Annotated in this window: 22 protein-coding genes; 10 read left to right on the top strand and 12 right to left on the bottom strand. The window is 63.2% G+C overall.

Annotated features, from left to right (window positions below; all coding sequences use genetic code 11):
• The first annotated feature begins 122 nt into the window (after positions 1-122).
• A complete protein-coding gene (locus tag Q7U49_RS08350) occupies positions 123-833 on the top strand; it encodes an SIMPL domain-containing protein (RefSeq protein WP_304763729.1) in 711 nt (236 codons plus the stop codon).
• Positions 834-918: 85 nt separating this feature from the next.
• A complete protein-coding gene (locus tag Q7U49_RS08345; RefSeq protein ID WP_304763728.1) occupies positions 919-1,347 on the top strand; it encodes a DsrE family protein in 429 nt (142 codons plus the stop codon).
• Between the two features lies 1 nt (position 1,348).
• On the opposite strand, the gene Q7U49_RS08340 is transcribed toward Q7U49_RS08345, so the two are convergent.
• Positions 1,349-2,119, bottom strand: coding sequence for a 3-hydroxybutyrate dehydrogenase (locus Q7U49_RS08340; RefSeq protein ID WP_304763727.1), 771 nt, complete (start codon positions 2,117-2,119; stop codon positions 1,349-1,351).
• A gap of 152 nt (positions 2,120-2,271) precedes the next feature.
• Between Q7U49_RS08340 and Q7U49_RS08335 the strand changes: the two genes are divergently transcribed.
• The 4 genes from Q7U49_RS08335 to Q7U49_RS08320 all read left to right on the top strand — a co-directional run bounded on the left by Q7U49_RS08335 (position 2,272) and on the right by Q7U49_RS08320 (position 6,731).
• Entirely contained in the window at positions 2,272-3,177 is a 906-nt protein-coding gene (locus tag Q7U49_RS08335) for an alpha/beta fold hydrolase (RefSeq protein WP_304763726.1), read from the top strand.
• Positions 3,178-3,191: 14 nt separating this feature from the next.
• The gene (locus Q7U49_RS08330; RefSeq protein ID WP_304763725.1) at positions 3,192-5,411 is read left to right on the top strand and encodes a bifunctional (p)ppGpp synthetase/guanosine-3',5'-bis(diphosphate) 3'-pyrophosphohydrolase; all 2,220 of its coding nucleotides are present in this window, start codon (positions 3,192-3,194) and stop codon (positions 5,409-5,411) included.
• Positions 5,412-5,904: 493 nt separating this feature from the next.
• Complete coding sequence (locus tag Q7U49_RS08325; protein ID WP_304763724.1) at positions 5,905-6,234, top strand: type II toxin-antitoxin system PrlF family antitoxin; 330 nt, start codon at positions 5,905-5,907, stop codon at positions 6,232-6,234.
• Entirely contained in the window at positions 6,231-6,731 is a 501-nt protein-coding gene (locus Q7U49_RS08320) for a type II toxin-antitoxin system YhaV family toxin (protein WP_304763723.1), read from the top strand. The genes Q7U49_RS08325 and Q7U49_RS08320 overlap by 4 nt, the downstream gene beginning before the upstream one ends.
• Positions 6,732-6,775: 44 nt before the next feature.
• Here the strand turns inward: Q7U49_RS08320 and Q7U49_RS08315 are convergent, their stop codons facing one another.
• Positions 6,776-7,648 carry an inositol monophosphatase family protein gene (locus tag Q7U49_RS08315; protein ID WP_304763722.1) on the bottom strand — a complete coding sequence of 291 codons (873 nt, stop codon included), beginning with the start codon at positions 7,646-7,648 and terminating at the stop codon, positions 6,776-6,778.
• Between the two features lie 121 nt (positions 7,649-7,769).
• On the opposite strand from Q7U49_RS08315, the gene Q7U49_RS08310 reads away from it, so the two are divergent.
• Positions 7,770-8,489, top strand: coding sequence for an RNA methyltransferase (locus tag Q7U49_RS08310; protein WP_304763721.1), 720 nt, complete (start codon positions 7,770-7,772; stop codon positions 8,487-8,489).
• An 88-nt stretch (positions 8,490-8,577) separates the two neighbouring features.
• Positions 8,578-9,351: a serine O-acetyltransferase gene (gene cysE / locus Q7U49_RS08305; protein ID WP_304763720.1), complete on the top strand. Its 774-nt coding sequence runs from the start codon at positions 8,578-8,580 to the stop codon at positions 9,349-9,351.
• Here the strand turns inward: cysE and Q7U49_RS08300 are convergent.
• The 10 genes from Q7U49_RS08300 to Q7U49_RS08255 form a co-directional block, all read right to left on the bottom strand.
• The gene (locus Q7U49_RS08300; protein WP_304763719.1) at positions 9,329-10,423 is read right to left on the bottom strand and encodes an NAD(P)/FAD-dependent oxidoreductase; all 1,095 of its coding nucleotides are present in this window, start codon (positions 10,421-10,423) and stop codon (positions 9,329-9,331) included. The genes cysE and Q7U49_RS08300 overlap by 23 nt on opposite strands.
• A gap of 222 nt (positions 10,424-10,645) precedes the next feature.
• Positions 10,646-10,975 (bottom strand): ferredoxin FdxA, encoded by a 330-nt coding sequence (gene fdxA / locus Q7U49_RS08295; RefSeq protein WP_300118921.1) that lies wholly within the window; start codon positions 10,973-10,975, stop codon positions 10,646-10,648.
• Positions 10,976-11,075: 100 nt separating this feature from the next.
• The gene (locus Q7U49_RS08290) at positions 11,076-12,347 is read right to left on the bottom strand and encodes a sulfate adenylyltransferase subunit 1 (protein ID WP_304763718.1); all 1,272 of its coding nucleotides are present in this window, start codon (positions 12,345-12,347) and stop codon (positions 11,076-11,078) included.
• A complete protein-coding gene (gene cysD / locus Q7U49_RS08285; RefSeq protein ID WP_304763717.1) occupies positions 12,347-13,315 on the bottom strand; it encodes a sulfate adenylyltransferase subunit CysD in 969 nt (322 codons plus the stop codon). The genes Q7U49_RS08290 and cysD overlap by 1 nt, the downstream gene beginning before the upstream one ends.
• Before the next feature lie 19 nt (positions 13,316-13,334).
• A complete protein-coding gene (locus tag Q7U49_RS08280; protein ID WP_304763716.1) occupies positions 13,335-14,075 on the bottom strand; it encodes a phosphoadenylyl-sulfate reductase in 741 nt (246 codons plus the stop codon).
• Positions 14,072-14,470: a DUF934 domain-containing protein gene (locus tag Q7U49_RS08275; RefSeq protein ID WP_304763715.1), complete on the bottom strand. Its 399-nt coding sequence runs from the start codon at positions 14,468-14,470 to the stop codon at positions 14,072-14,074. Before Q7U49_RS08275 ends, Q7U49_RS08280 begins: the two co-directional genes overlap by 4 nt.
• Before the next feature lie 19 nt (positions 14,471-14,489).
• On the bottom strand, positions 14,490-16,340 hold the full coding sequence (locus Q7U49_RS08270) for a nitrite/sulfite reductase (protein ID WP_304763714.1): 1,851 nt from the start codon (positions 16,338-16,340) through the stop codon (positions 14,490-14,492).
• 77 nt (positions 16,341-16,417) lie between these two features.
• Complete coding sequence (locus Q7U49_RS08265) at positions 16,418-17,209, bottom strand: sulfite exporter TauE/SafE family protein (RefSeq protein WP_304763713.1); 792 nt, start codon at positions 17,207-17,209, stop codon at positions 16,418-16,420.
• A gap of 93 nt (positions 17,210-17,302) precedes the next feature.
• Positions 17,303-17,887 (bottom strand): chromate transporter, encoded by a 585-nt coding sequence (locus Q7U49_RS08260; protein WP_304763712.1) that lies wholly within the window; start codon positions 17,885-17,887, stop codon positions 17,303-17,305.
• A complete protein-coding gene (locus tag Q7U49_RS08255; RefSeq protein WP_304763711.1) occupies positions 17,884-18,510 on the bottom strand; it encodes a chromate transporter in 627 nt (208 codons plus the stop codon). The genes Q7U49_RS08260 and Q7U49_RS08255 overlap by 4 nt, the downstream gene beginning before the upstream one ends.
• A gap of 166 nt (positions 18,511-18,676) precedes the next feature.
• On the opposite strand from Q7U49_RS08255, the gene smc reads away from it, so the two are divergent.
• Both smc and Q7U49_RS08245 read left to right on the top strand, forming a co-directional pair.
• On the top strand, positions 18,677-22,195 hold the full coding sequence (gene smc, locus Q7U49_RS08250) for a chromosome segregation protein SMC (RefSeq protein WP_304763863.1): 3,519 nt from the start codon (positions 18,677-18,679) through the stop codon (positions 22,193-22,195).
• A complete protein-coding gene (locus Q7U49_RS08245; protein ID WP_304763710.1) occupies positions 22,192-23,217 on the top strand; it encodes a cell division protein ZipA C-terminal FtsZ-binding domain-containing protein in 1,026 nt (341 codons plus the stop codon). The genes smc and Q7U49_RS08245 overlap by 4 nt, the downstream gene beginning before the upstream one ends.
• The last annotated feature ends 4 nt before the right edge of the window (positions 23,218-23,221 follow it).

Below are 23,221 nucleotides of genomic sequence, written 5' to 3'. Positions count from 1 at the left end.
CAATTTGTAACAAGCGCGATTTTGCGTGTTTGACGGCAAGTTTTTTAATTTTTTTAAGCACGTTGACATGCTGTTACAAATTTCGTGACGACCACCGACATCCATCCACTAGGATCAAAAACATGAAAAACTTTACCCAATGGCTAGCCGCCGGCCTTGTGCTGGTGGCGACGCAATCCGCTTTTTCTCAAAACCAGGCGCAAGCCCTGCCAACGCAACGCGTCAACTTGTCGGCCAGCGCCACGGTCCAGGTGCCGCAGGACGAACTCACGCTGACGCTCAGCACCCAGCGCGAGGGCAGCAGTGCGCCAGAGGTGCAAAACCAGCTCAAGACCGCGCTTGATACTGCGTTGACCCTGGCCCGGCGCCAGGCGCAAAGTCCCCAAATGACGGTCAGCACCGGGCGCTTTGGCTTGTCGCCGCGGCACGACCGCAACGGCAAACTGGTGGGCTGGCAGGGCACGGCCGAGCTCATTTTGCAGGGCCGTGACTTCGTGCGCATCAGCCAGACCGCGGCGCAGTTGCAAACCCTCAGCGTTGCCAGCGTGGTCTTCGGCATGAGCGTTCAGCAGCGCCAGGAGGCGCAGGCGCAAGCCCAAAACCAGGCCATTGCGGAGTTTCAGAAAAACGCCACCGAGATTGCCAAAGGCTTCGGCTTTACCGGCTACACCCTGGGCGAAATCCACATCAACGCCAACCAACCCGGCCCGGTGCGCCCTTACATGATGGCCGCCAACGTCCGCTCGGCGGCCGACGAGTCGTCCCCCGTCCCCCTGGAAGCGGGGCTGAGCCAGGTCAGCGTCAACGTGTCGGGGTCGGTGCAGTTGAAATAGCGGTGTTCGGGTTTACACGCGTAGCCAGCGCCATAAGGCTTGCCTAACATGCCGGGTCCAACTCAATTGCCTGGAGGCCTTGCCCATGAACCGCAGAACCCTGTTTATCGCCCTCGCCATCACTGGCGCGTCCTTGTTGGCCACTGGCTGCGCCAGCACACCGCCCGCGCCCGCACCGCGTATCGTGATGCAGGTCAGTGACGGCGACGCCGCCAAGTGGAACCTCGCACTGAACGTGGCCGGCAACGCCCAAAAAGAGCTGGGCGCCGACAAGGTTCAGGTAGAAATTGTGGCCTTTGGCCCGGGCATCGGCATGCTCAAGTTTGACGCGGTCACAGCCAATCGGGTCAATGACGCGATCAAATCAGGCGTCAAGGTGGTGGCTTGCGAAAACACCATGACTGCCCAAAAACTCGTCAAGGCCGACATGAACCAGTCCATCAGCTACGTGCCCGCCGGTGTCATTCAGATCATGAACCGACAGAACGAGGGCTGGGCTTACGTCAGGCCCTGATTTACTGCGCGGCCCAGCCGCCGTCCATGTTCCAGGCCACGCCGCGCACATTGTTGCCGGCGGGCGAGCAGAAAAACACCGCCAGCGCGCCCAGCTCTTCGGGGGTGGTGAACTGCATTGACGGCTCTTTTTCACCCAGCAGCAAATTCCTGGCTTCGTCATTGGACACACCCAACACGGCGGCTTTGGCGTCCACCTGCTTTTGCACCAGGGGCGTCAACACCCAGCCCGGGCAAATGGCGTTGCAGGTGACGCCGGTCGTGGCGTTTTCCAGTGCGGTCACCTTGGTCAGCCCCACCACGCCGTGCTTGGCCGCCACATAAGCCGATTTTTCTGCCGAGGCCACCAGCCCGTGCACTGACGCCACATTGATGATGCGGCCCCAGCCTGCTGCCTGCATGGCCGGCAGCGCCAGCCGCGTGGCGTGGAAGGCGCTGCTCATGTTGATGGCAATGATGGCGTCCCAGCGCTCTGCGGGGAAGTTCTCGATGCGCGCCACATGCTGAATGCCAGCGTTATTCACCAGAATGTCGACCTGGCCAAATTGCTCGACCGCATAAGCCATCATGGCGGCAATCTCCTCAGGTCGGCTCATGTCGGCACCGTGGTAAGCCACCGCCACGCCCAGGGCGGCCGCTTCGGCCTGGGCACCCGACACGTCGCCAAAGCCGTTCATGACAATGTTGGCACCCTGGGCCGCCAGGGCCTTGGCAATGCCCAGTCCAATGCCGCTGGTGGAACCGGTCACAAGCGCTGTTTTACCTTTAAGCATGGGGTAATTCTCCGAAAAAAATAATTGATTAAGCCAAGTCCGAACCAGATGGGTCCCAGTTTGAATTAGGATGTCGCCATGTGCCTGCCAGACGCCATGGGCACATGCCTCCCGCTCATTATCCCGCCTCCCTTTTGATCGCCCATTTCGCCATGTCGCAACCCTCCCTCGAATTTGTCACCTGTCCCGACGCCCAGGGCGGCCACCGCATGGCCTACTGGCAATGGGGCCAGCCCGACAGCGGCCACGTGGTGCTGTGCGTGCATGGCCTGACCCGCCAGGGCCGCGACTTCGACGTGCTCGCCCGAGCCCTGTGCGCCCACGCCGCCAGCGCCGGCCACAGCCTGCGCGTGGTCTGCCCTGACGTGGTCGGACGCGGCCAGAGCGACTGGCTCAAGGACCCCCAGGGCTACCAGATTCCTTTTTACGCGGCTGACATGCTGGCCCTGCTGCAACAGCTGCAAGCCAGCACGCTCGACTGGGTCGGCACCAGCATGGGCGGCCTCATCGGCATGGTGGTGGCGGGCCTGCCCGAAGCCCCGGCCTTTGCCAAAGTGCGCCGTCTGGTGCTCAACGACGTCGGCCCTGCGCTGGAGTGGCAGGCGCTGCAGCGCATCGGCCAGTACCTCGGTAAAACCGGCGCCTTTGCCACCGAGCAGCAGGCCGCCGATGCGATGTGGGTGACTTCCAGTACCTTCGGCCCGCACACCCCGGCACAGTGGCTGGCGCTGTGCCGCCCCATGCTGAAACCCCTGCCCGACGGCAGTGGCCGCCTCACGCTGCACTATGACCCCGCGTTGGCCAGGCCGTTTGCCGCCGCCACCCCCGAATCCACCGCCCAGGGCGAGGCCCTGTTGTGGCAGGCCTACGACCACATCAGCGCGCAGACCCTGCTGATACGCGGCGCCGACTCCGACTTGTTGTCGCCGCAGACCGCCCAAGCCATGACCCAGCGTGGCCCCAAGGCCAGGCTGATTGAATTTGCCGGTGTCGGCCATGCGCCCACCTTTGTTGCCAACGACCAGGTGCAAGCCGTGGTCGAGTTTTTGCTGGACTGAAGCTAAATATTTCGATGAAAAGCCAAGCCACAGCTCACCCTGATCCCACCGGAAAACCGGTCTTGCCGGTGGTCGCCGCCACCGCCGACAGCCTGCCGGAGCAGGCCCACGCGCTGGTGCGCGCGCGCGCCTTTGCCGAACCGCTGCTGGCCACCGAACAGCTCGACACCAGTGAAAACATCCTGGCCCACGCCGACGCCGTGGCCGCCATTTTGCGCAGCATTGGCGGCTCAGAGGCGATGCAGGCCGCCAGCTACCTGGTCTACGCCTGCGACCACCTGAACCGGCCGCAAGAGGTGATCGCCAAGGCCTTTGGCGACAACTTTGCCGCGCTCGCCATGGAAACCACCAAGCTGGTGCGGGTGCAGCGCCAGGCCCGGCTGGTGCGCGCACGCGGCCATGCCACCGGTCTGCAACCCGCCGTCATGCAGACCGAAAACGTGCGCAAGATGCTGCTGGCGTTTTCGCGCGACCTGCGCGTGGTCATGCTGCGCCTGGCCTCGCGCCTGCAAACCCTGCGCTTTTTTGCCGCCACCAAACTGCCGGTGCCCGAAGGCATTGCCGCCGAGGCGCTGCAGGTGTTTGCGCCGCTGGCCAACCGCCTGGGCATTTGGGAAATCAAGTGGGAAATGGAAGACCTGGCGTTTCGTTTCCAGGAGCCCGACACCTACCGCCAGGTGGCCAGCTGGCTCGACGAAAAACGCGCCGAGCGCGAGGCCAATATCGAGCGCCTGCGCGCCCGGCTGCAATCCGACCTGGTCGCCAACGGCCTCAGCGCCACGGTTTCGGGCCGGCCCAAGCACATTTACAGCATTGTCAAGAAAATGCGCGGCAAGGGCCTCGACTTTGCGCACATCTACGACGTGCGCGCGCTGCGCGTCATTGTGGCCAGCGTGCCCGAGTGCTACGCCGCCCTGAGCTGGGTGCACAGCCATTTCACGCCCATCGCCGAAGAATTCGACGACTACATCGCCAAACCCAAGGTCAACGGCTACCAGTCGCTGCACACCGTGGTGCGCGACAGCGAAGGTCAGGTCTGCGAAATCCAGATCCGCACCCAGGCCATGCACGACCACGCCGAAAACGGTGTCGCCGCGCACTGGGCCTACAAGGAGGCCGGCGCCAAGGGCTACGCCGGGGTCTCGGCCAGCGGCGCCTATGACGCCAAAATTGCCGTGCTGCGCCAACTGCTCGAATGGGAGCGCGACCTCTCCGGCACCCAGACCCAGGGCGTGTTTGACGACCTCATCTACGTGCTCACCCCCGAGGCCGCCATTGTCGAACTGCCGCAGGGCGCCACCGCGGTCGACTTCGCCTACAGCGTGCACACCAGCCTGGGCCACCGCTGCCGCGGCGCGCGCGTCGACGGCGTCATGGTGCCGCTCAACACGCCGCTCAAAAACGGCCAAACCGTGGAAGTCATCACGGTGAAAGAGGGCGGCCCCTCGCGCGACTGGCTCAACCCCGAGCAGGGCTACCTGGTCAGCCACCGTGCGCGCACCAAGGTGCGGGCCTGGTTCAACGCCCTGGCCCTGGCCGAGACCACCGCCAAAGGCCGTGAGTTGGTTGAAAAACTGCTGCAACGCGAAGGCAAAACCGCCCTCAAGCTCGACGACCTGGCCTCCCAGCTTGGCTTCACCTCGGCCGACGCGCTGTTTGAAGTGGTGGGCAAGGAAGAATTTTCGCTGCGCACCATCGAGCAACTGCTGCGCCCCGACGAACCGCCCCAGCATGACCTGGAGGCACCGCTCATCCGCAAGCCCCGCAGCGACAGCAACCCCAGCAAAGGCGGCTTGCTGGTGGTGGGGGTGGACTCGCTCATGACCCAAATGGCCAAATGCTGCAAACCGGCGCCGCCCGACGCCATCTGCGGCTTCGTCACCCGGGGCAAGGGCGTCAGTGTGCACCGCACCGACTGCCCCAACCTGAAGGAAATGGTCGCCAAAAACGGCGAACGCCTGATCGATGTGGAGTGGGGTTTGAACCAGACCGCCGGCGGCTCGGTGTTCCCGGTCGATGTGGCGGTGCAGGCGCAAGACCGGCAAGGCCTGCTGCGCGACATCTCCGAGGTCTTCACCAAGGAAAAAATGAACGTCATCGGCGTGCAGACCCAGTCCATCAAAGGCACGGCCTGGATGACCTTCACCGTCGAAGTCACCGACTCCGGCCGCCTGCACAAGGTGCTGGGCCTGGTCGCCGAACTCCCCGGCGTGCGCTCGGCCAGACGCCGGTAACTACGTGTCGTCATTGCGAGCGAAGCGCGGCAATCCAGGACTGCCGGAATCAGTGGTCACGTTCACAGGAATACGCAGGGGAGGGAAAGGTCCAAAACGACAAAAAAGTCGCTGACTTTGTTCATGCACCAACAAAGTGCACCTCCGCTTGATCTGGATTCATAAGAATCGGGTTAATTAAAAAGAGGAGGTTGTTTTGTCAAACAATATGTATCTCAAGCTAACCGTGTAATTGGTGTCGCGTGTCAATTTACGCCTACCAATTACTCAAAGGTCTCGGGCTTTCAGAGCAACGCGTGCTGCGGGTTTTGCCCTGCATCAAAGTCGAGTCTCTGGATGCCGGCCAGATCATCTACCGCAAGGGTTCCCAGCCACAGGCCTGGACCCACATCGTTTCCGGCCTTGTTCATCGCTTTTGCATTGACAAGGCAATGCAATCGCATTACCATTTGCACTCATTACACTCATTAATTACCTAGCACCCAAGACCATCATGCCCGCCATTCTTGAAGCTGAATCCACACTTACTGAGCGTTACCAAACCACGGTGCCAGAGTCTGTTCGCCGGGCACTCAGGCTTGGAAAGCGTGACAAAATCCATTTCACGATCCGCCCAGATGGCGATGTGGTGCTGACACGTGCTACCAAGACGACAAGCGACGATCCGGTGATGGGCCAATTTTTGAACTTTCTGGCGCACGACATGGCAACCCATCCGGAGCGGCTGGCAGCTCTTGATGCCGGGCTGGTTCAGCGTATTCAGAGCTTGGTCGGAGATGTGAAAGTGGATCTCGATGCGGCACTGTCGGCAGAAGATGAATGAGTCAGGCTTCACCGGCATTCTTGGTTGTTAATGGCTGGACCCTCTTCGCGCATCCCCTGTTTCTCGATCAGCTTGAGTTATTGAGTCGGCAGGTGGAGGTCTTGAGGCAAAAGGATGCCATTGGCTTCGTCAAGAAGAACGCTGCAAAGCGTCTGGCCGCCATCGCCAAGCTGGCTTTTGAGGTGATTCCACAAGACCCGGCGCGCGCCGAATACCGTCAGGGAACCACGCTTGGGGATGAACATAAGCACTGGTTTCGAGCCAAGTTTTTTCAACAATACCGCCTTTTCTTTCGCTATCACGCCCGGAGCAAAGTCATCGTTTTTACATGGGTGAACGACGAAGACACCAAACGCGCGTATGAAAGCGGCAACGATGCCTATCGCGTATTCCGCATGATGTTGGAGAGTGGCCATCCACCAGACAATTGGGAACTGCTTTTGGCAGAGGCCCAAGCCGCATCTGCGCGGTTGCGGAAGATTGGGGCAAGTTTGTGAGGTGGGAGGCACGCCCCGGGCCGATGGCTGTCCTGCTGGCTGTCTTAGATGGGTGTTTTGGCCAGCTCGGCCACCGCTTCGCGCACGGCGGCTTTGTCGCCGGCGCTGGCAAATTTGCTGTATTTACCCAAAATGGCCACCATCTGGCCGTAGATGCGCGGGTTGCCCGCCATGCATTCTCTTTGTTCCAGAAAATTGGCGTCGCCCGAGAAGTTGCCGACCAGACCGCCGGCTTCGGTGATCAGCAGTGAACCTGCGGCCACGTCCCAGGGTTGCAGGCCCAACTCAAAAAAGCCGTCGGTGAAGCCGGCTGCCACATAGGCCAGGTCAAGCGCGGCGGCACCCGGGCGGCGCAGGCCGGCGGTGCGCTGCATCATGTCGCCCATCAGGCGCAGGTAGGTGTTGATGTCGTCTTCCTGACGGTAGGGGAAGCCGGTGGAAAGCAGGCATTCCTGCAGGCGGGTGCGCTTGGCGACGCGCAGGCGGCGGTTGTTGAGGTAGGCGCCGCGGCCCTTGGTGGCAGTGAACAGGTCGTTGCGGCTGGGGTCGTAGATGACGGCCTGCTCGACCTTGCCCTTGACCGCCAGTGCAATGCTGACGCAGTAAATGGGCAGGCCGTGGATGAAGTTGGTGGTGCCGTCGAGCGGGTCGATGATCCAGACAAACTCGGAGTCTTGCGCGCCGTGCACGCGGCCGGACTCTTCAGCCCAGATCGCGTGGCCGGGGTAGGCGCCGAGCAGGGTTTCGATGATGATTTCTTCCGACGCCTGGTCCACCTCGGTGACAAAGTCATTGACCTGCTTCTGGGAAACGCGGACCGACTCGACGTCGAGGGCGGCGCGGTTGATGATGGCGCCGGCTGCGCGTGCGGCTTTGACGGCCACGTTGACCATGGGGTGCAGGTTTGAAATTGACATATAAGTTGTATAAGACGGACGGATCGGGCCTGAGTCTGTGTGAGGGATGAGCGGCGCACTTGCCCGGCGATGCGGACAGCGACAATAGCTCTATTTTAACGGCTCCTGTTTAGGCTTCCCCATGCAGACGCGATTTATCCTGATCAACACCAGCCACGCCGGCAATGTCGGCGCTGCCGCCCGTGCCATGAAGACCATGGGTTTTGATGACCTGGTACTGGTGGCGCCGCGCTGGGCCAATGTGCTCAAGCGCGAAGAAACCATCCAGCGTGCCAGCGGCGCGCTGGATGTGCTCAAGAACGCGCGCATCGTGGCCACGCTCGACGAGGCGCTGGATGGCATGACCCACCTGTGCGCCACGGCGATGACGCCGCGCGACTTCGGCCCGCCCACGGTGGCGCCGCGCGCGCACTTTGACGCGCTGCTGAAAGCCACCGAGGCCAGCCATACCGGCGTGGCTTTTTTATTTGGCTCTGAGCGTTTTGGCATGGCCAACGACGACGTTTACCGCTGCCACGCCTGTCTGAGCATTCCGAGCAACCCCAAGTTTGGCTCGCTGAATCTGGCGGCGGCGCTGCAGGTGATTGCCTATGACTGGCGCGAGGCGTTGGGTGGCTACCCGGTTCAGGCGGCCACCGCCGAGCCGGTGCTGGCCGACGCCGCGCAGGTGGCCGGCATGCTAAGCCACCTGGAGCAAGGGCTCGCCAGTATCGGTTTTCTGGACCCGAAGTCGCCCAAAAAACTCATGCCGCGCCTGAACCAGCTGTTCAACCGCGCCGCCGTGACGCAGGAAGAAATCCACATCCTGCGCGGTATTGCCAAGATGATGATGAAGCAATAAATTCAAATGCATGGATTGCCGCGCTACGCTCGCAATGACGATACCGTCGGTAGTGACGGGGCCATGTGTCAGCGAATAAACTTACCCCATGTTTTCAAGACTCAAATCTGACGTTCAATGCATTTTGGAGCGTGACCCGGCGGCCCGTACTTTTTGGGAAGTGCTGACCTGCTACCCCGGCGTGCATGCCGTGCTGCTGCACCGGCTGGCGCACGCCTGCTGGACCAATGACCTTAAATGGCTGGGGCGCTTTATCTCGCAACTGTCGCGCTTCTTAACCGGCATCGAGATCCACCCCGGCGCCAAGGTGGGTGAGCGCGTGTTTTTTGACCATGCCATGGGCGTGGTGGTCGGCGAGACCGCCGAAATTGGCGATGACTGCACCATTTACCAGGGCGTGACGCTGGGCGGCACCTCGCTGTACAAGGGCACCAAACGCCACCCCACCTTGGGCCGGGGTGTGGTGGTGGGCGCCGGGGCGCAGGTGCTGGGTGGTTTTGTCGTGGGCGATGGCGCCAAGGTGGGGTCGAATGCGGTAGTGACCAAGCCGGTGCCCGCCGGTGCTACCGCCGTGGGCAACCCGGCGCGCATCATCCAGGCAGAGCTTGACGTCAAGCGCGAGGAGGTGGCCTCCAAAATGGGGTTTTCGGCCTACGGTGTCACGCAAAACGACGACCCGCTGAGCCAGGCCATGCGCGGTCTGATCGACAACGCCGCCACCCAGGAACATCAGATCGCCATGATCTGGAAAGCCATCGAGCAGCTCAATTGCCCGCGTCAGGTTGCCTCCATCGTGCCGCTGGACGCGGCCAGGCAGGAGCACTTCGAGGCCGACAAGCTTAACCAGCTGGTGGGGAAGTAATTTCTTTCACCCCCAGCCGCTGCTGCAACAGCGCGCTGCTGGTGGTGTATTGCAGTACCCCAGAAGCGTGCGGGTCCAGGTAGCTGGCGGCGGCAAACGCGGCCAGCGTGGCTTCGTGAAAACCGCAGACGATGAGTTTCTTCTTGCCGGGGTAGCTGTTGATGTCGCCCACGGCGTAAATGCCGGTTTCGCTGGTGGCGAACGTGGCCGGGTCGACGCTGAGCTGTTTGCGCGCCATGGCCAGGCCCCAATCGGCGATGGGTCCGAGTTTGGGGCTGATGCCCTGGTTCACCAGCAACACGTCCACAGGCAGGCTCAAGGTCTGGTCTTCGGGAGTGGTCACCTTCACAGCCACAAGCCGGCCGCCCCGTGTTTCGATGCCGGTGATTTGTCCGGCGATGAAGGCGATGCGGCCGCTGGCGCGTAATTGGGCCAGCTTTTCCAGGGCGTCGGGCCTGGCCTGCAGCACGTCGCGCCGGTGCACCAGGGTGACGCTGGCGGCCGAAGGTGATTCCGCCGTGGCGAGCGCAATGGCGCAGTCGACCGCAGTTTCTTCACCGCCGAGCACCACCACCTGCCGGCCCTTGATTTGTGCGTCATTGGGGAGGCGGTAAAACAGCTGTGTGTCGGCAAAGGCTGGCAGCCCGTCGAGCCTGAGTTCCTTGGGCACAAAGGCGCCCACACCGGCGGCAATGAACAGGGTGCGCGTTAAAAATTGCTGCTTTGGCGTGGCAACCAGCCAGCGGCCGTCGGGCTGGCGGTCAAGCTGGCCAACCTGCTGCTTGAAGTGAAACGCGGGCTGGAAGGGCGCCACTTGTTCAAGCAGGCGCTGGGTCAGATCGCGGCCGGTGCTGTAAGGCAGGCCGGGGATGTCGTAAATGGGTTTGTCGGGGTAGAGTTCGATGCATTGGCCACCCGCCTGGTCGAGCACATCGACCACTTGGGCATGGATGCCCTGCAGGCCCAGTTGAAACACCTGGAACAAGCCCACCGGCCCGGCTCCGATGACGAGGGCGTCGGTGTGGATGGGGGGCAGGTCAGACTGCATGGATTGCCGCGCTTCGCTTTCCATGAACCGTTCGTCTCTTAGGTGTCATTGCGGACTTGATCCGCAATCCATGATTGCCGGAGTTCTGGATCCCGGGTCGAGCCCGGGATGACAACTTTAGGCTCAAGGTCCGTGTGCGGTAGCGGGCCGGATACGGGGGACTCGCAATGACGAGTCAAAGCACCGTCATTGCGAGGAGCGTGAGCGACGCGGCAATCCAGGGGCCAGGGATTCATGGTGACAGGTTCAGCGGATCAGCTCTGACAGCTTGCCGGTCTTGTCTTTCCACTCTTCGGCTTCGGGCAGTGCGGCCTTGCGTTTGGTGATGCTTTTCCAGGTGGGCAGCTTGGCCAGCTCGGCGTTGAGTTTGGTCATGTGGCGCTGGTCCTTGGGCACGTCTTCTTCGGCGTAAATGGCGTTCACCGGGCATTCGGGGATGCAGACCGCGCAGTCGATGCATTCATCGGGGTCGATGGTCAAAAAGTTGGGGCCTTCGCGAAAACAGTCCACGGGGCAGACATCGACGCAATCGGTGTACTTGCATTTGATACAGGCTTCGGTGACGGTATGGGTCATTTTGAAATTTCTTCGGTTGAAAGCAAAAGCGTGATTTTAAAGGCTCGGGTGCAAGGGCAAGGAGCATAGTGGCATTGCCGCTTTTGAGCCTTGATGTGTGTCAATTGACCAGGGCGGCCCCGGCCGTTTTGTGGCTGGCGGTGTCGACCAGTACCAAGGCCCCCAGCACGCGCGACTCAAGAAAGGGCCGCACCGCCAGCGGCTCCTGCAGGCTCAGTTCGACATGGCCGATGCTGTTGGCGGGCAGCGCGCTGGCGTCTTCCTCGGCCAGCGTGTTGATGTCGAGCCGATGCACCACGCGCTTGACCCGCGCCTTGACCCAGCGGTGGCCGTGCAGCGCCCAATACACGCGCCCCGCCACCAGCGGTTCGTCGTCCATCCAGGCCACCGTCACCGCGAGTTCGCGGCTCGGGGCTGGTGATTCCGTGGCCAGCAGCCAGTCGCCGCGCGACACGTCGACCTCGCGGTCGAGCACGATGCCGGCGCTGTGACCGGCCGGCACAGCGCGGGGCAGGCGGGTGTGGCCCAGCACTTGGGCCACGGTGGCGGTTTGGCCGCTGGGCAGCACCTTGACGCTCTGGCCCACCTGGGCCACGCCCGCGCCAACACGGCCCCAGAACACCCGGCGGCCTTGTGAGGTATCGGCGCTGTCCGAGAACTTTTCGACCCATTGCACCGGAAACGCCAGCGGTAATTGCGTGTCGGCGGGGATCACCGGCAGCCCTTCCAGGATGTCGAGCAAGCTGGGGCCGGTGTAGCCGCACCAGCCGTCGTCCTTGGCGTCGACCACATTGTGGCCCTTGAGCGCGGAAATCGGCACGATGGTGGCGAATTCCAGCTCGGCCTCGCTGGAGAACTTTTCCAGCGCGGCGCTGATGTTGGCAAAGGCTTTTGCCGCATCGTCGCCCAGGGCATCAAGCTTGTTGACCGCAAAAACAATGCTGGGTACGCGCAGCATATGGCACAGCAAGGAATGGCGGCGCGTTTGTGGCAGCAGGCTCAAGTCCGTATCCTGCCATTGCAGTTTGGTGGCGTCGACCAGCACCACGGCGGCATCGGCACTGCTGGCGGCGGTGACCATGTTGCGGGTGTACTGCTCATGGCCGGGCGCGTCGCCGATGATGAACTTGCGCTCGGCCGTGTTGAAGTAGCGGTAGGCCACGTCGATGGTGATGCCTTGCTCGCGCTCGGCGCTCAAGCCGTCGGTGAACTGCGCCAGGTCGGCCTCGCCGCTTTTGGAGACGTTGGCCAGTTGGTCTTGCAGCACGCTTTTGCTGTCGAGCAGCGGGCGGCCAATGAGCGTGCTCTTGCCATCGTCCACGCTGCCGCAGGTGATGAATTTGAGGGCTGAGCTGGTGTCGAATGTGTTCATTAGAAATATCCATCTTTCTTGCGCTTCTCCATCGAAGCCTCTGAGGTTTTGTCGTCCATGCGGGTGGCGCCGCGCTCACTGACGTCAGCCGCCAGGGTTTCCAGCACGATCTGCTCGGGCGTGGCGGCCAGGCTTTCCACCGGGCAGGTGCAGGTGATGTCGCCCACGGTGCGAAAGCGGACGTCGCGCAACTCGGCCACTTCGCCGGGTTTCAAGGGGGTCAGCTCGGTCACCGGCACCAGCAGGCCCTTGCGCTCGACCACCTCGCGCTGGTGGGTGTAGTAGAGCGAGGGAAGGGCGATGGCTTCGCGGGCAATGTATTGCCACACATCGAGCTCGGTCCAGTTGCTGATCGGGAACACGCGGAAGTGCTCGCCGGGTTGCAGTTTGGTGTTGAACAGCGTCCACAGCTCAGGGCGCTGGTCTTTGGGTTGCCACTGACCGAAGCTGTCGCGGTGGCTGAAGATGCGTTCCTTGGCGCGGGCTTTTTCCTCGTCGCGGCGGGCGCCGCCGATGAGCGCGTCAAAGCGGAATTCTTCGATGGCCTCGAGCAGTGTGACCGACTGGTGCACGTTGCGCGACTCGCCCGGATGCGCCAGGCGCACGGTGCCGCGCGCCATCGAGTCTTCGACGCTGCGCACAATCAGGTCGGCACCCAACTCAGCGGCGCGCGCGTCGCGGAAGTCGGTGACCTCGTGGAAGTTGTGACCGGTGTCGATCATCAGCAGCGGGTAGGGAATCTTGCCGCCGGTGGCCGGGGTACCAAAGGCTTTTTCGGCGCATTTGAGCATCACCAACGAGTCTTTGCCGCCCGAAAACAGCAGGGTGGGGCGCTCGAAGGCGGCGGCGACTTCGCGCAGGATGAAGATGGTTTCTTCTTCCAGCGCGTCCAGGTGGGCGTTGCTGAGATGGTCGGGGCGGTGGTGCGTCATGGGGTGCAGCAGTTCGAGTGAGGTAGGAGCGTTCATTTTTGGGATGCGTTAGTTGTTACAGGCTGGCTTTGACATGCAGGCCGCATTCCTTGGCGGCCTCGTCTTCCCACCACCAGCGGCCGGCGCGAAAGTCTTCACCGAGACTGATGGCACGGGTGCAGGGGGCGCAGCCAACGCTGGGGTAAAATTGGTCGTGCAGCGGGTTGTAGTCCACCTTGTTGTCAGCGATGTAATGCCACACGTCGCCCCAGGTCCAGTTGGCCAGCGGATTGAGCTTGACCTTGGCGGCGTCGCTGCGGTCTGTCAAAGGCACTTCGGCACGGGCACCCGACTGTTCACGACGCAGGCCGGTGATCCAGGCGTCCTTGTCCGCTAGGGCGCGGCTCAGCGGCTCCATCTTGCGGATCGCGCAGCAGGCCTTGCGCAGGGCAATGCTCTGGTACATGGCGTCGGTGCCTTCGCGTTCCACGAACTGGATGACTGCTTCCCGCACGGGCATGAACACCTGCACTGGTGCCCGTGACGTGGCTTGCAGCCGGGCCAGCAGCGCCAGCGTCTCGACATGGAGCTGGCCGGTTTCCAGCACAAAGATGCCGATGTCGAGTTTCAGGCTGTTGACCAGGTGGGCCAACACCATGTCTTCGGCACCCAGGCTGCAGGCCAGCGTGATGCGTGGTGCGTCGCCTGTGTTCCTTGGTGCGTAGTCCAGCGCGGCCTGTTGCAATAGCGCCTGGGTCTCGGCGAGTTTTTCCGCAAAGGTGCTGGACGCGCGGGCGTTGAGGTCGATGGCGCTCATGCCGTGGCTCCGTGCAAAACGAATTGGGGTTGGGGCTGCGCCGCATCGCCTTGGTAAAAACCGGCAAAGTGTGTGAGTTGGCGTTGCGCGTGGGCCAGGTTTTGGTCGGCACGCAGCACGGCCGAACTGAAGCCTGAACGCTGCATTTGCAGCAGTTGGTCCACCAGCACGTCGCCGGTAGCGCGAATGTCGCCCTTGAAACCAAGGCGGCGGCGCAGCAGGTAAGCCTGGCTGAAGGCGCGGCCGTCGGTAAACTTGGGGAAATTCAATTCAATGCGTGTCACACCGTCCAGTGCCAGCGTGCTCGGGTTGGCGTCGTTGGCGAGTTTGATGACCTGCAAACCGGCAGGTGATTCAGTCGTGGCGTCTGATGGGATCAATTCAAGCGTGTTCATGTTCAGGGTATTCCAGGGGTCAGTCGGTGGCGGCGTCGGCGGTGGCCAGGTGGACATGCAGCACGCGGCCGCCATCGCGGGTTTCGTGGCGCACGGCGTTGGCGGCCAGCTTGAAGGGGTCAGCGCCGACGCGGCGCACGCAGTCGATGAAGGTTTCGCCCGCCTTGCGGTACACGCGGTAGCTGTCGATGAGCGCCTCGACCACGTCGGTCACTTCGCTCGCTGCAAACGACGGGCCGATCACCTTGCCGGGCACGGCCGCGCCGCTCAGATGGCTGCCGTCGGAGCCGCCGAGCGAGATCTGGTACCACTCGCGGCCGTCCTTGTCGACACCCAAAATGCCGATGTGGCCGGTGTGGTGGTGGCCGCAGGAGTTCATGCAACCGCTGATGTGCAGGTCGACCGGGCCGATGTCGAACAGCTCATCCAGGTCCTGGAAGCGCTCGGTCACGGCTTGCGCCAGCGGCAGCGAGCGGGCGTTGGCCAGCGCGCACAGGTCGCCGCCGGGGCAGGTGATCATGTCGGTGAGCAGGCCGATGTTGGCCTTGGCCACACCCAAGCGCCGGGCAGCGTGCCAAAGCGCGGGCAGGTCGTGCTCGGCGACCCAAGGCAGCAGCAGGTTTTGCTCGTGGGTGACGCGGGCTTCACCGGCGCTGAAACGATCGGCCAAGTCGGCGGCGGCGTCGAGCTGGTCGGCGGTGGCGTCGCCGGGCGCGTGGCCCAGGCGCTTGAACGACAGCGTGACCGCGCGCAAGGCCGGATTTTTGTGGGCACGCACGTTTTGGGCGAGCCAGCGCCGGTAGTCCGGTGAATCGGTTGCGCTTGCAGACATGGATTGCCGCGCTTCGCTCGCAATGACGGAAGCTTCGTCATCGCGAGGCCGCAGGCCGTGGCGATCCATGGTGGCGGGCGGCAGGAAATGGGCGGAAACCCGGTCCAGCTCGGCCTGAGGAATGGCGTGTGCGGCACCGTCGTGCGCCAGAATGTCCTGGTATTCGGCCTCGACCTCGTCGACAAAACGCTGGCCCTCGGCTTTCACCAAAATCTTGATACGCGCCTTGTACAGGTTGTCGCGGCGACCGAAGCGGTTGTAGACGCGCACCACGGCCTCCAGATAATTGAGGATCTGGTTCCAGGGCAAAAACTCGCGCAGCGTGCCGGCAATCATGGGGGTGCGGCCCATGCCGCCACCGACCAGCACCTTGAAGCCGACTTGGCCCTGCGCGTCGCGGCGCAGGTGCAGGCCAACGTCATGCCAGGAGACAGCGGCGCGATCTTCAGCTGCACCGTTGATGGCGATCTTGAATTTGCGCGGCAGGAAGGCAAACTCGGGGTGCAGGGTGCTCCACTGGCGCATGATTTCGGCATAGGGGCGCGGGTCGATGAGCTCATCGGGCGCGATGCCAGCCAGTGCGTCGCTGGTGATGTTGCGGATGCAATTGCCGCTGGTCTGGATGCCGTGCAGGTCGACCGTGGCCAGCAGATCCATCACGTCGGCGCTTCTATCCAGCGGGATCCAGTTGAACTGCACGTTCTGACGGGTGCTGAAATGACCGTAACCGACCGGCAGGTGTGACGTGCCGAACTCGGCCTGGCTCTCGCTGGCGTGCTGGTAAACCGCGGCGCTGGGCTGATCAAAGTCGCGGGCAATGCGGGCCAGAACGCGCAATTGACGGCTGGCCAATTCACCGTAAGGCACGGCCACGCGCAGCATGGGCGCATAGCGCTGCACATACCAGCCGTTTTGCAGGCGCAATGGGCGAAATTCGTCTTCCTTGAGCTCGCCGCTCAGATTGCGCTCAAGCTGATCGCGGTACTGGGCGGCGCGCTGGTGGATAAATTGGCGGTCAAAGTCGGTGTATTGGTACATGGTTTGTCACTTGGTGAAAAAATGTTTTGAGGTTTGTGGGGTCGACTTCAGTCGACCATGAACCAAGCATTGCTTCATCACAGGGCAATCAACTTGGTGCCGGCATAGGCCAGCAGCACCGACAGCAGCGAACGAATGGCGCGCTCGGACACGCGGGTCATGAAGTGCGAACCGAGCCAAATGCCGGGCAGCGAGCCCGCCAACAGCAGGCTCAGCATCGACCAGTCGACCGAGCCCAGCGAGGCATGACCCGCACCGGCCACCAGCGTCAGCGGCACGGCATAAGCAATGTCGGCAGCCACAATGCGCGGCAACGGCAGCAAGGGGTAGAGCAGCATCAGCGCGGTGACACCAATGGCACCGGCGCCCACCGAAGTCAGTGACACCAGCGTGCCGATCAGCGCACCCAGCAGCAGTGGCAGGCTCCAGTGGCGCGGCGTGGTGGCCACGGCCTCCTGGCCGGCGGCAATCCGCACCGGCGCGGTCTTGCCACGCACGGCCTTGTACAGGGTGGCGGCAGCGGTCAGCAGCAGGGCCACGCCCAATGTCGAGGTCATGACCTGTTGAATGGCGGCATCGGCCGGGCCGACGTTCTTGAGCACCCACAGCGTGATGAGTGCCGCCGGAATGCTACCCGCGCTGAGGTGCAGTACCACGCGCCAGGGCACCAGGCCGGAGCGCGCCATCTTCACGGTGCCGCCCATTTTGGTGAAGGCCGCAAACAGCAGGTCGGTGCCGACCGCCATGTAGGGCTTGACGCCGAAGACAAAAATCAGGATGGGCGTCATCAGCGAGCCGCCGCCGACACCGGTCAACCCGACCACGATCCCGACAAAAAACCCGGCAGAAATGAGAGCAATTTCAAACATGGGGTGAACTTTACGGGTCAACCCTTATATTTCAAACTACATTTTCATGATTACCATATATTTAAAAAAGAATATAGAGACTGTTGATTTACACTAAACCCAGCCCAAAGCCCCCACCAACGCGCCAGCCCCCAACAGCCACAGCAAATGCAGTCGGGTGCGCCAAACCAGCATTGCCACGGCCACGGTCAGCAACCACAGCGGCCAATGTGACAGGTTAGCGCCGTGGGCGGCGGTGAGGATCCATCCGGTGGCGATCAACAAAGCCACCACCACCGGCGCCAGGCCTTGCTTGAAGGCACGCACGGCGCGCAGTTCTCGGTTCTGGTGACCCCAGCGGCTGGCCACGAAGGTGAGCGTGGTGCTGGGCAGCAAAATGCCCAGCATGGACAACAGCACGCCCAGTAGGGCACTGCCCCAGCCGACCCAGCCTGCGCCCAGCCCGCCACCCGCGTTCAGCCCCACATGCCAGCCCATCAGCGCGACAAACAGCACGTTGGGGCCGGGCGCGGCCTGGGCGATGGCGATCGAGGCGTTGAACTGGCCGTCAGACAGCCACTGGTTCTGGTCGACCAGCGTGCGGTGCATGTCGGGCACGGTGGTGATGGCGCCGCCCACGGCCAGCAGCGACAGCGATAAAAAATGCGTCAGCAGCGCCAGCCAGTCGGCGGGCGTCATGGCGCACCCTTCTCAAGGCGGCCCAGCTGGCGGTAGGCCCATAGCGCGCCCAGACCGCCCAGGCTCAGCAGCACCCAGATCAGCGGCAGCCGCAACAGCGCAATCGCCACAAAGGTCACGACGGCCAGTCCATAACAAACAGCGCTTCCCAGCACGTTGCCCTTCAGCGCAGACAGCAGCCGCAGGCCCGTGGCCACAATCATGCCCGCCGCCACCGCGCCCATGCCACGCAAGGCACCTTGCACCGCCACGGAATCCGAGACACCGGAAAACAGTGCGGCCAGGATCAGCACAATGACCATCGGAAAACTCAGCATGCCGGCCAAGGCCACCATGCCGCCAAGCACGCCAAAGTAGCGGTCGCCAATCATCAACGACAGATTCACCACGTTGGGGCCGGGCAGTACCTGGGCCACCGCCCAGTCTTCGACAAACTGGGCCGGTGTCAGCCATTGCTTCTTGTCAACCAGCTCGCGTTGGGCAATGGCCACCACACCGCCAAAACCCTGCAGTGCCAGGGCATTGAAGGCCCAAAAAAGCGCGCCCAGCGAGCTGGGACCGGGCGGCAATGAAGCGGCAGGAAAGGGCAAGTGGGTTGGCTGAGCAGGGCTTGAGTTGGGCATGTCGCAATTATCTGCGGCGGCAAGCCCGCCGGATGGGCTTCCGGGCGACGGCGGGTCACTTTGGCAGCACCTGATGCCTTGGCAGCAAGTTATCATGACGCCTCGATGTGCCCGGCTTGGCGGTTCGCCGGGCTGCTTCCTCACTTTTGTCGTTTTTCAGATCCCTGTGCGTCTCAATTCCATCAAGTTATCAGGCTTCAAGTCGTTTGCCGAGCCCACCAATTTTTTGCTGCCCGGGCAACTGGTGGGCGTGGTCGGGCCCAATGGCTGCGGCAAATCCAACATCATGGACGCGGTGCGCTGGGTGCTGGGCGAGAGCAAGGCGTCGGAGTTGCGCGGCGAGTCGATGCAGGACGTGATTTTCAACGGCACCACCACGCGCAAGCCGGCCAGCCGCGCCAGTGTCGAGCTGGTGTTTGACAACGACGACCACCGCGCCGGCGGCCAATGGAGCCAGTTTGGCGAGATTGCCGTCAAGCGCGTGCTGACCCGTGACGGCAACAGCAGCTACCTCATCAACAACCAGGTGGTGCGCCGGCGCGACGTGCAGGATGTGTTTCTGGGCACCGGCCTGGGGCCGCGTGCCTACGCCATCATCGGCCAGGGCACCATCAGCCGCATCATCGAGAGCAAACCCGAGGAGCTGCGGCTGTTCCTGGAGGAGGCGGCCGGGGTGTCCAAGTACAAGGAGCGCCGCCGCGAAACCGAGAACCGCTTGGGCGACACCCGGGACAACCTGACCCGGGTGGAAGACATCCTGCGCGAGCTCAATGCCAACCTCGACAAGCTGGAAAGACAAGCGGAAGTCGCGCAAAAGTACAACGCGTTAGCCGCCACCGGCAGCTTGAAGCAGCACCAGCTCTGGTTTCTGAAGCGCACCGAGTCACAGACGGAGCAGGGCCGGATTCAGGCCGAGGGCCTGGCTGCCGTCAACGCGTTGGAGAGCCGCATGGCCGACCTGCGCCACATCGAGTCCGAGCTGGAAACGGTGCGCCAGGCCCATTACGCCGCTGGTGACCAGGTCAATCAGGCGCAGGGCAGGTTATATGAGGCCAGTGCCGAGGTGGGCCGGCTGGAGGCCGAGATCCGCTTTGTGGTGGAAGGGCGCCAGCGCGTGGAGCTGCGGCTGCGCACCTTGGTCGAGCAGGCCACCGAATGGGCGACCCGCCGCACGGACGCCGAGGCCGCGCTGGAAGACCTGGCTGAGCTTGAATTGCTGGGCGAGGACAAAAACGAGGTGCTGTCAGCCCAACTGGAGGAACAGGCGCAGCACTTGCCGACGCTCGAAGAGGCTTTGCGCCAAGCGCAGCGCGCTGCCAATGACCAGCGCGCCAGTGTGGCCCAGGTGCAGCAGCAAATTGGGGTGCTGGCCGCCGAGCAGCGCGGCATTGAGGAACAGTCGCGCCAGATGGACACGCGCCGTGAGCGCCTGCTGGCTGACCGCAACAGCTTGGTGGCACCCGACGAAGACAAGTTAGCCGAACTGCAGCTTGTGCTGGAACAGGCGCAAGAAGCCTCCGAGGTGGCGCAGGCCCACCTGGAAACCCTGACCGACAGTGCCCCTGAACTGGATGAACGCCGGCGCCAGCAACAGCAGGCGGTGAACCGCGAGTCTGCGTTGCTGGCCGAGCTGTCAGCCCGGCTGGAAGCACTCAAGGCGCTGCAGGCCAGGGTCATGACCGATGGCAAGTTGCAACCCTGGCTGCAAAAGCACGGACTCGACCATTTGCAGGGGCTGTGGAGCCGTCTGCACATCGAGCCCGGTTGGGAAAACGCCCTGGAAGGTGCCTTGCGCGAGCGCCTGGGCGCGCTGGAGGTCAGCCGCCTCGACTTGGTGCGCGCTTTTGCCCAGGACGCACCACCGGCCAAGCTGGCTTTTTACAGCCCGCCATCCGCCGCACCGGTTCAGGCCCACAGCACGCTGCCCAGGTTGTCGGACCTGCTGCGACTGCACGACGCGGGCCAAAAAGCGGTGCTGGACGACTGGCTGCAGCGTTGCTTCACCGCGGCCAGCCTGGAGGACGCGTTGGCCAGCCGCGACCAATTGCTGCCCGGCGAAATCATTTATGTCCGGACCGGTCATGCCGTGGGCCGTCACAGCGTCAGTTTTTACGCGCCCGACTCGGAGCAGGCGGGCCTGTTGGCGCGCGCCCAGGAAATTGAAAACCTGGAAAAACAGCTGCGCGCCCAGGTGCTGATCAGCGACGAGGCGCGCGCTGCGCTGGTGCGCTGTGAGGCTGCTTATGCCGATGTGGCGCAGCGCCTGGCCAGCAGCCGCAAGGAAGCGGCGGACGCGCAACAAAAAGCCCACGCGCTGCAGGTGCAGACCCTGCAACTGAGCCAGCAGGCGGATCAGGCACGCAGCCGAAGTGCCCAGATCGCCAGCGACCTGGCCGAGGTGGAGGCACAACGCGACGACTTGCAGGAGCGCCGCGTCACCGCTGAAGGGCGCTTTGAAGAGCTCGACATGCTGCTCGCCGATGCCCAACAAAGCCACGCCGAGCTGGACGACCAGGTGATGGCGGCTGAGCGCACCCTGGGTGCCAGCCGTGAGCAGCTGCGCAGCCTGGAGCGCGAAAAGCAGGAGGCCACGTTCAGCCTGCGCAGCCTGGATGCGCGCAAGGCCGAGCTGTCGCGCGGCATCGAGACCGCCGTGGCCCAAGCGGCTGCCGTGGCAGCGGAGACCCAGCGCGCCCAGGCCGAGCTGGTCCGCCTGAACGACGCCGCCGCGCAAGGGGGCTTGCAACAGGCGCTGGCTGACAAGCTGCTGCGCGAACAGGAACTGGGCGCCCAGCGCAGCCAGTACGACGACCTGACCGCCAAGCTGCGTGCCGGCGACGAGCGCCGCCTGCAACTCGAGCGCGATCTTGACCCGCTGCGTGCCCGCATCACCGAATTCCAGCTCAAGGAACAGGCCTCAAGGCTGGGCTTTGAGCAGTACAGTCAGCTACTGGCAGACGCCAAGGCTGACCTGGAAGCCGTGGCGCTGTCGATCTCTCAGGACAACGTGCGCCTGGCAGGCCTGCAGGGCGAGATTGACCGCATCAACCGCGACATTGCCGCCTTGGGTGCCGTCAACCTGGCGGCGCTGGACGAGCTGGCTGCGGCGCGCGAGCGCAAGCAGTTTCTGGATGCGCAAACAGCCGACTTGCAGGAGGCCATGACCACGCTGGAAGACGCCATCCGAAAAATTGACGGTGAGACCCGTGAGCTGTTATCAGGCACCTTCAACCAGGTCAATGAGCACTTCGGCAAGATGTTCCCGGAGCTGTTTGGCGGTGGCAACGCCCGCTTGGTGATCACCGGCGACGAGATTCTGGACTCCGGTGTGCAGGTGGTGGCGCAGCCGCCGGGCAAGAAAAACCAGAGCATTGCGCTGCTGTCGGGCGGCGAGAAGGCACTGACCGCCATTGCGCTGGTGTTTGCCATTTTTCAGCTCAACCCGGCGCCGTTTTGTTTGCTCGACGAGGTCGATGCGCCGCTGGACGACGCCAATACCGAGCGTTATGCCAAACTGGTGACGCGCATGAGCCGGGAGACCCAGTTCCTGTTCATCAGCCACAACAAGATTGCCATGGAAATGGCCAAACAACTCATCGGTGTCACCATGCAGGAGCAGGGCGTGTCGCGCATTGTTGCGGTGGACATGGACGCCGCGCTGTCGATGACAGATTGGAGCGAATGATGTCTTTGCAATTGAGTCTGCTGGTTGTGGGCGTGCTGTTGTTGCTCGCCATGGCCGTTTATTACGCTTGGCTGGCCCGTAAAAACAGACCGCGCCAGGCCGAACCGGTGGAGCCGGGACTGGAGGCGCGCATTGAGCCCCATTTGAGCGATCACCCGCTGGATGGCGACAGCTTTGCCAGCAGTCCGGCGCCTGAAAAGAAACCGGCGCTTGATCCCTTGATTGATGCGGTGGCCCCGATCGCCCTGGAAGCCCCGGTGTCGGGCGAAGCCGTGCTGGCCGCACTGCCATCGACGCGCCGCGTGGGCAGCAAACCTTTTTCCATCGAGGGCTTGAATGCTCAGACGCAGCGCTGGGAGCCACCGACGGCGGGCCAGCACTACAGCCAGTTGCAGGCGGGCGTGCAGCTGGCCAACCGCTCGGGCGCGCTCAACGACATCGAGTTTTCCGAATTTGTCATGAAGACGCAGAATTTCTGCGATGCCATCAACGGCACGCCCGACCTGCCAGCCATGCGCAACGAGGTCAACCGGGCCCGCGAGCTGGACCAATTCGCCAGCGGCCACGACGCCCAACTGGTGCTGCTGGTGCAGGCGCGCCGCGCGGCCTGGAGCCCGAGCTACATCCAGCAAACTGCGGCGCGACTTGGCTTTGTCATGGGGTCCATGGCGGGGCGCCTGGTGATTCCGGCCAGCAGCAATGGCCAGCCGCCGGTGGTAAGCCTGAACTTTGACACGCTCACCGCGCTGGCGGACGACCCGACCCAATCGGCTTTGCGCCAGATCACGCTGGGCCTGGATGTGGCACAGGTCGACCGCACCGAGCGGCCTTTCGAGCGCCTGCGTGAGCTGGCCGATGCCTTGGCGCACGAGATGGATGGCGTGGTGACCGACGACCAGGGCGCCGCCGTGTCGCCCGAGGGCATGGCCGTGATTGCGTCGGAACTGGAGCAGCTGTACGACCTGCTGGCACAGCGTGAGCTGGCGGCGGGCTCCCCCCTGGCACGCCGGCTTTTTTCCTGAGACC

Source organism: Rhodoferax sp. (assembly GCF_030653815.1).
Lineage (GTDB): Bacteria > Pseudomonadota > Gammaproteobacteria > Burkholderiales > Burkholderiaceae_C > Rhodoferax.
The sequence above is the reverse complement of the archived record's forward strand: the minus strand, read 5'-3'. Positions and strand labels throughout refer to the sequence as shown.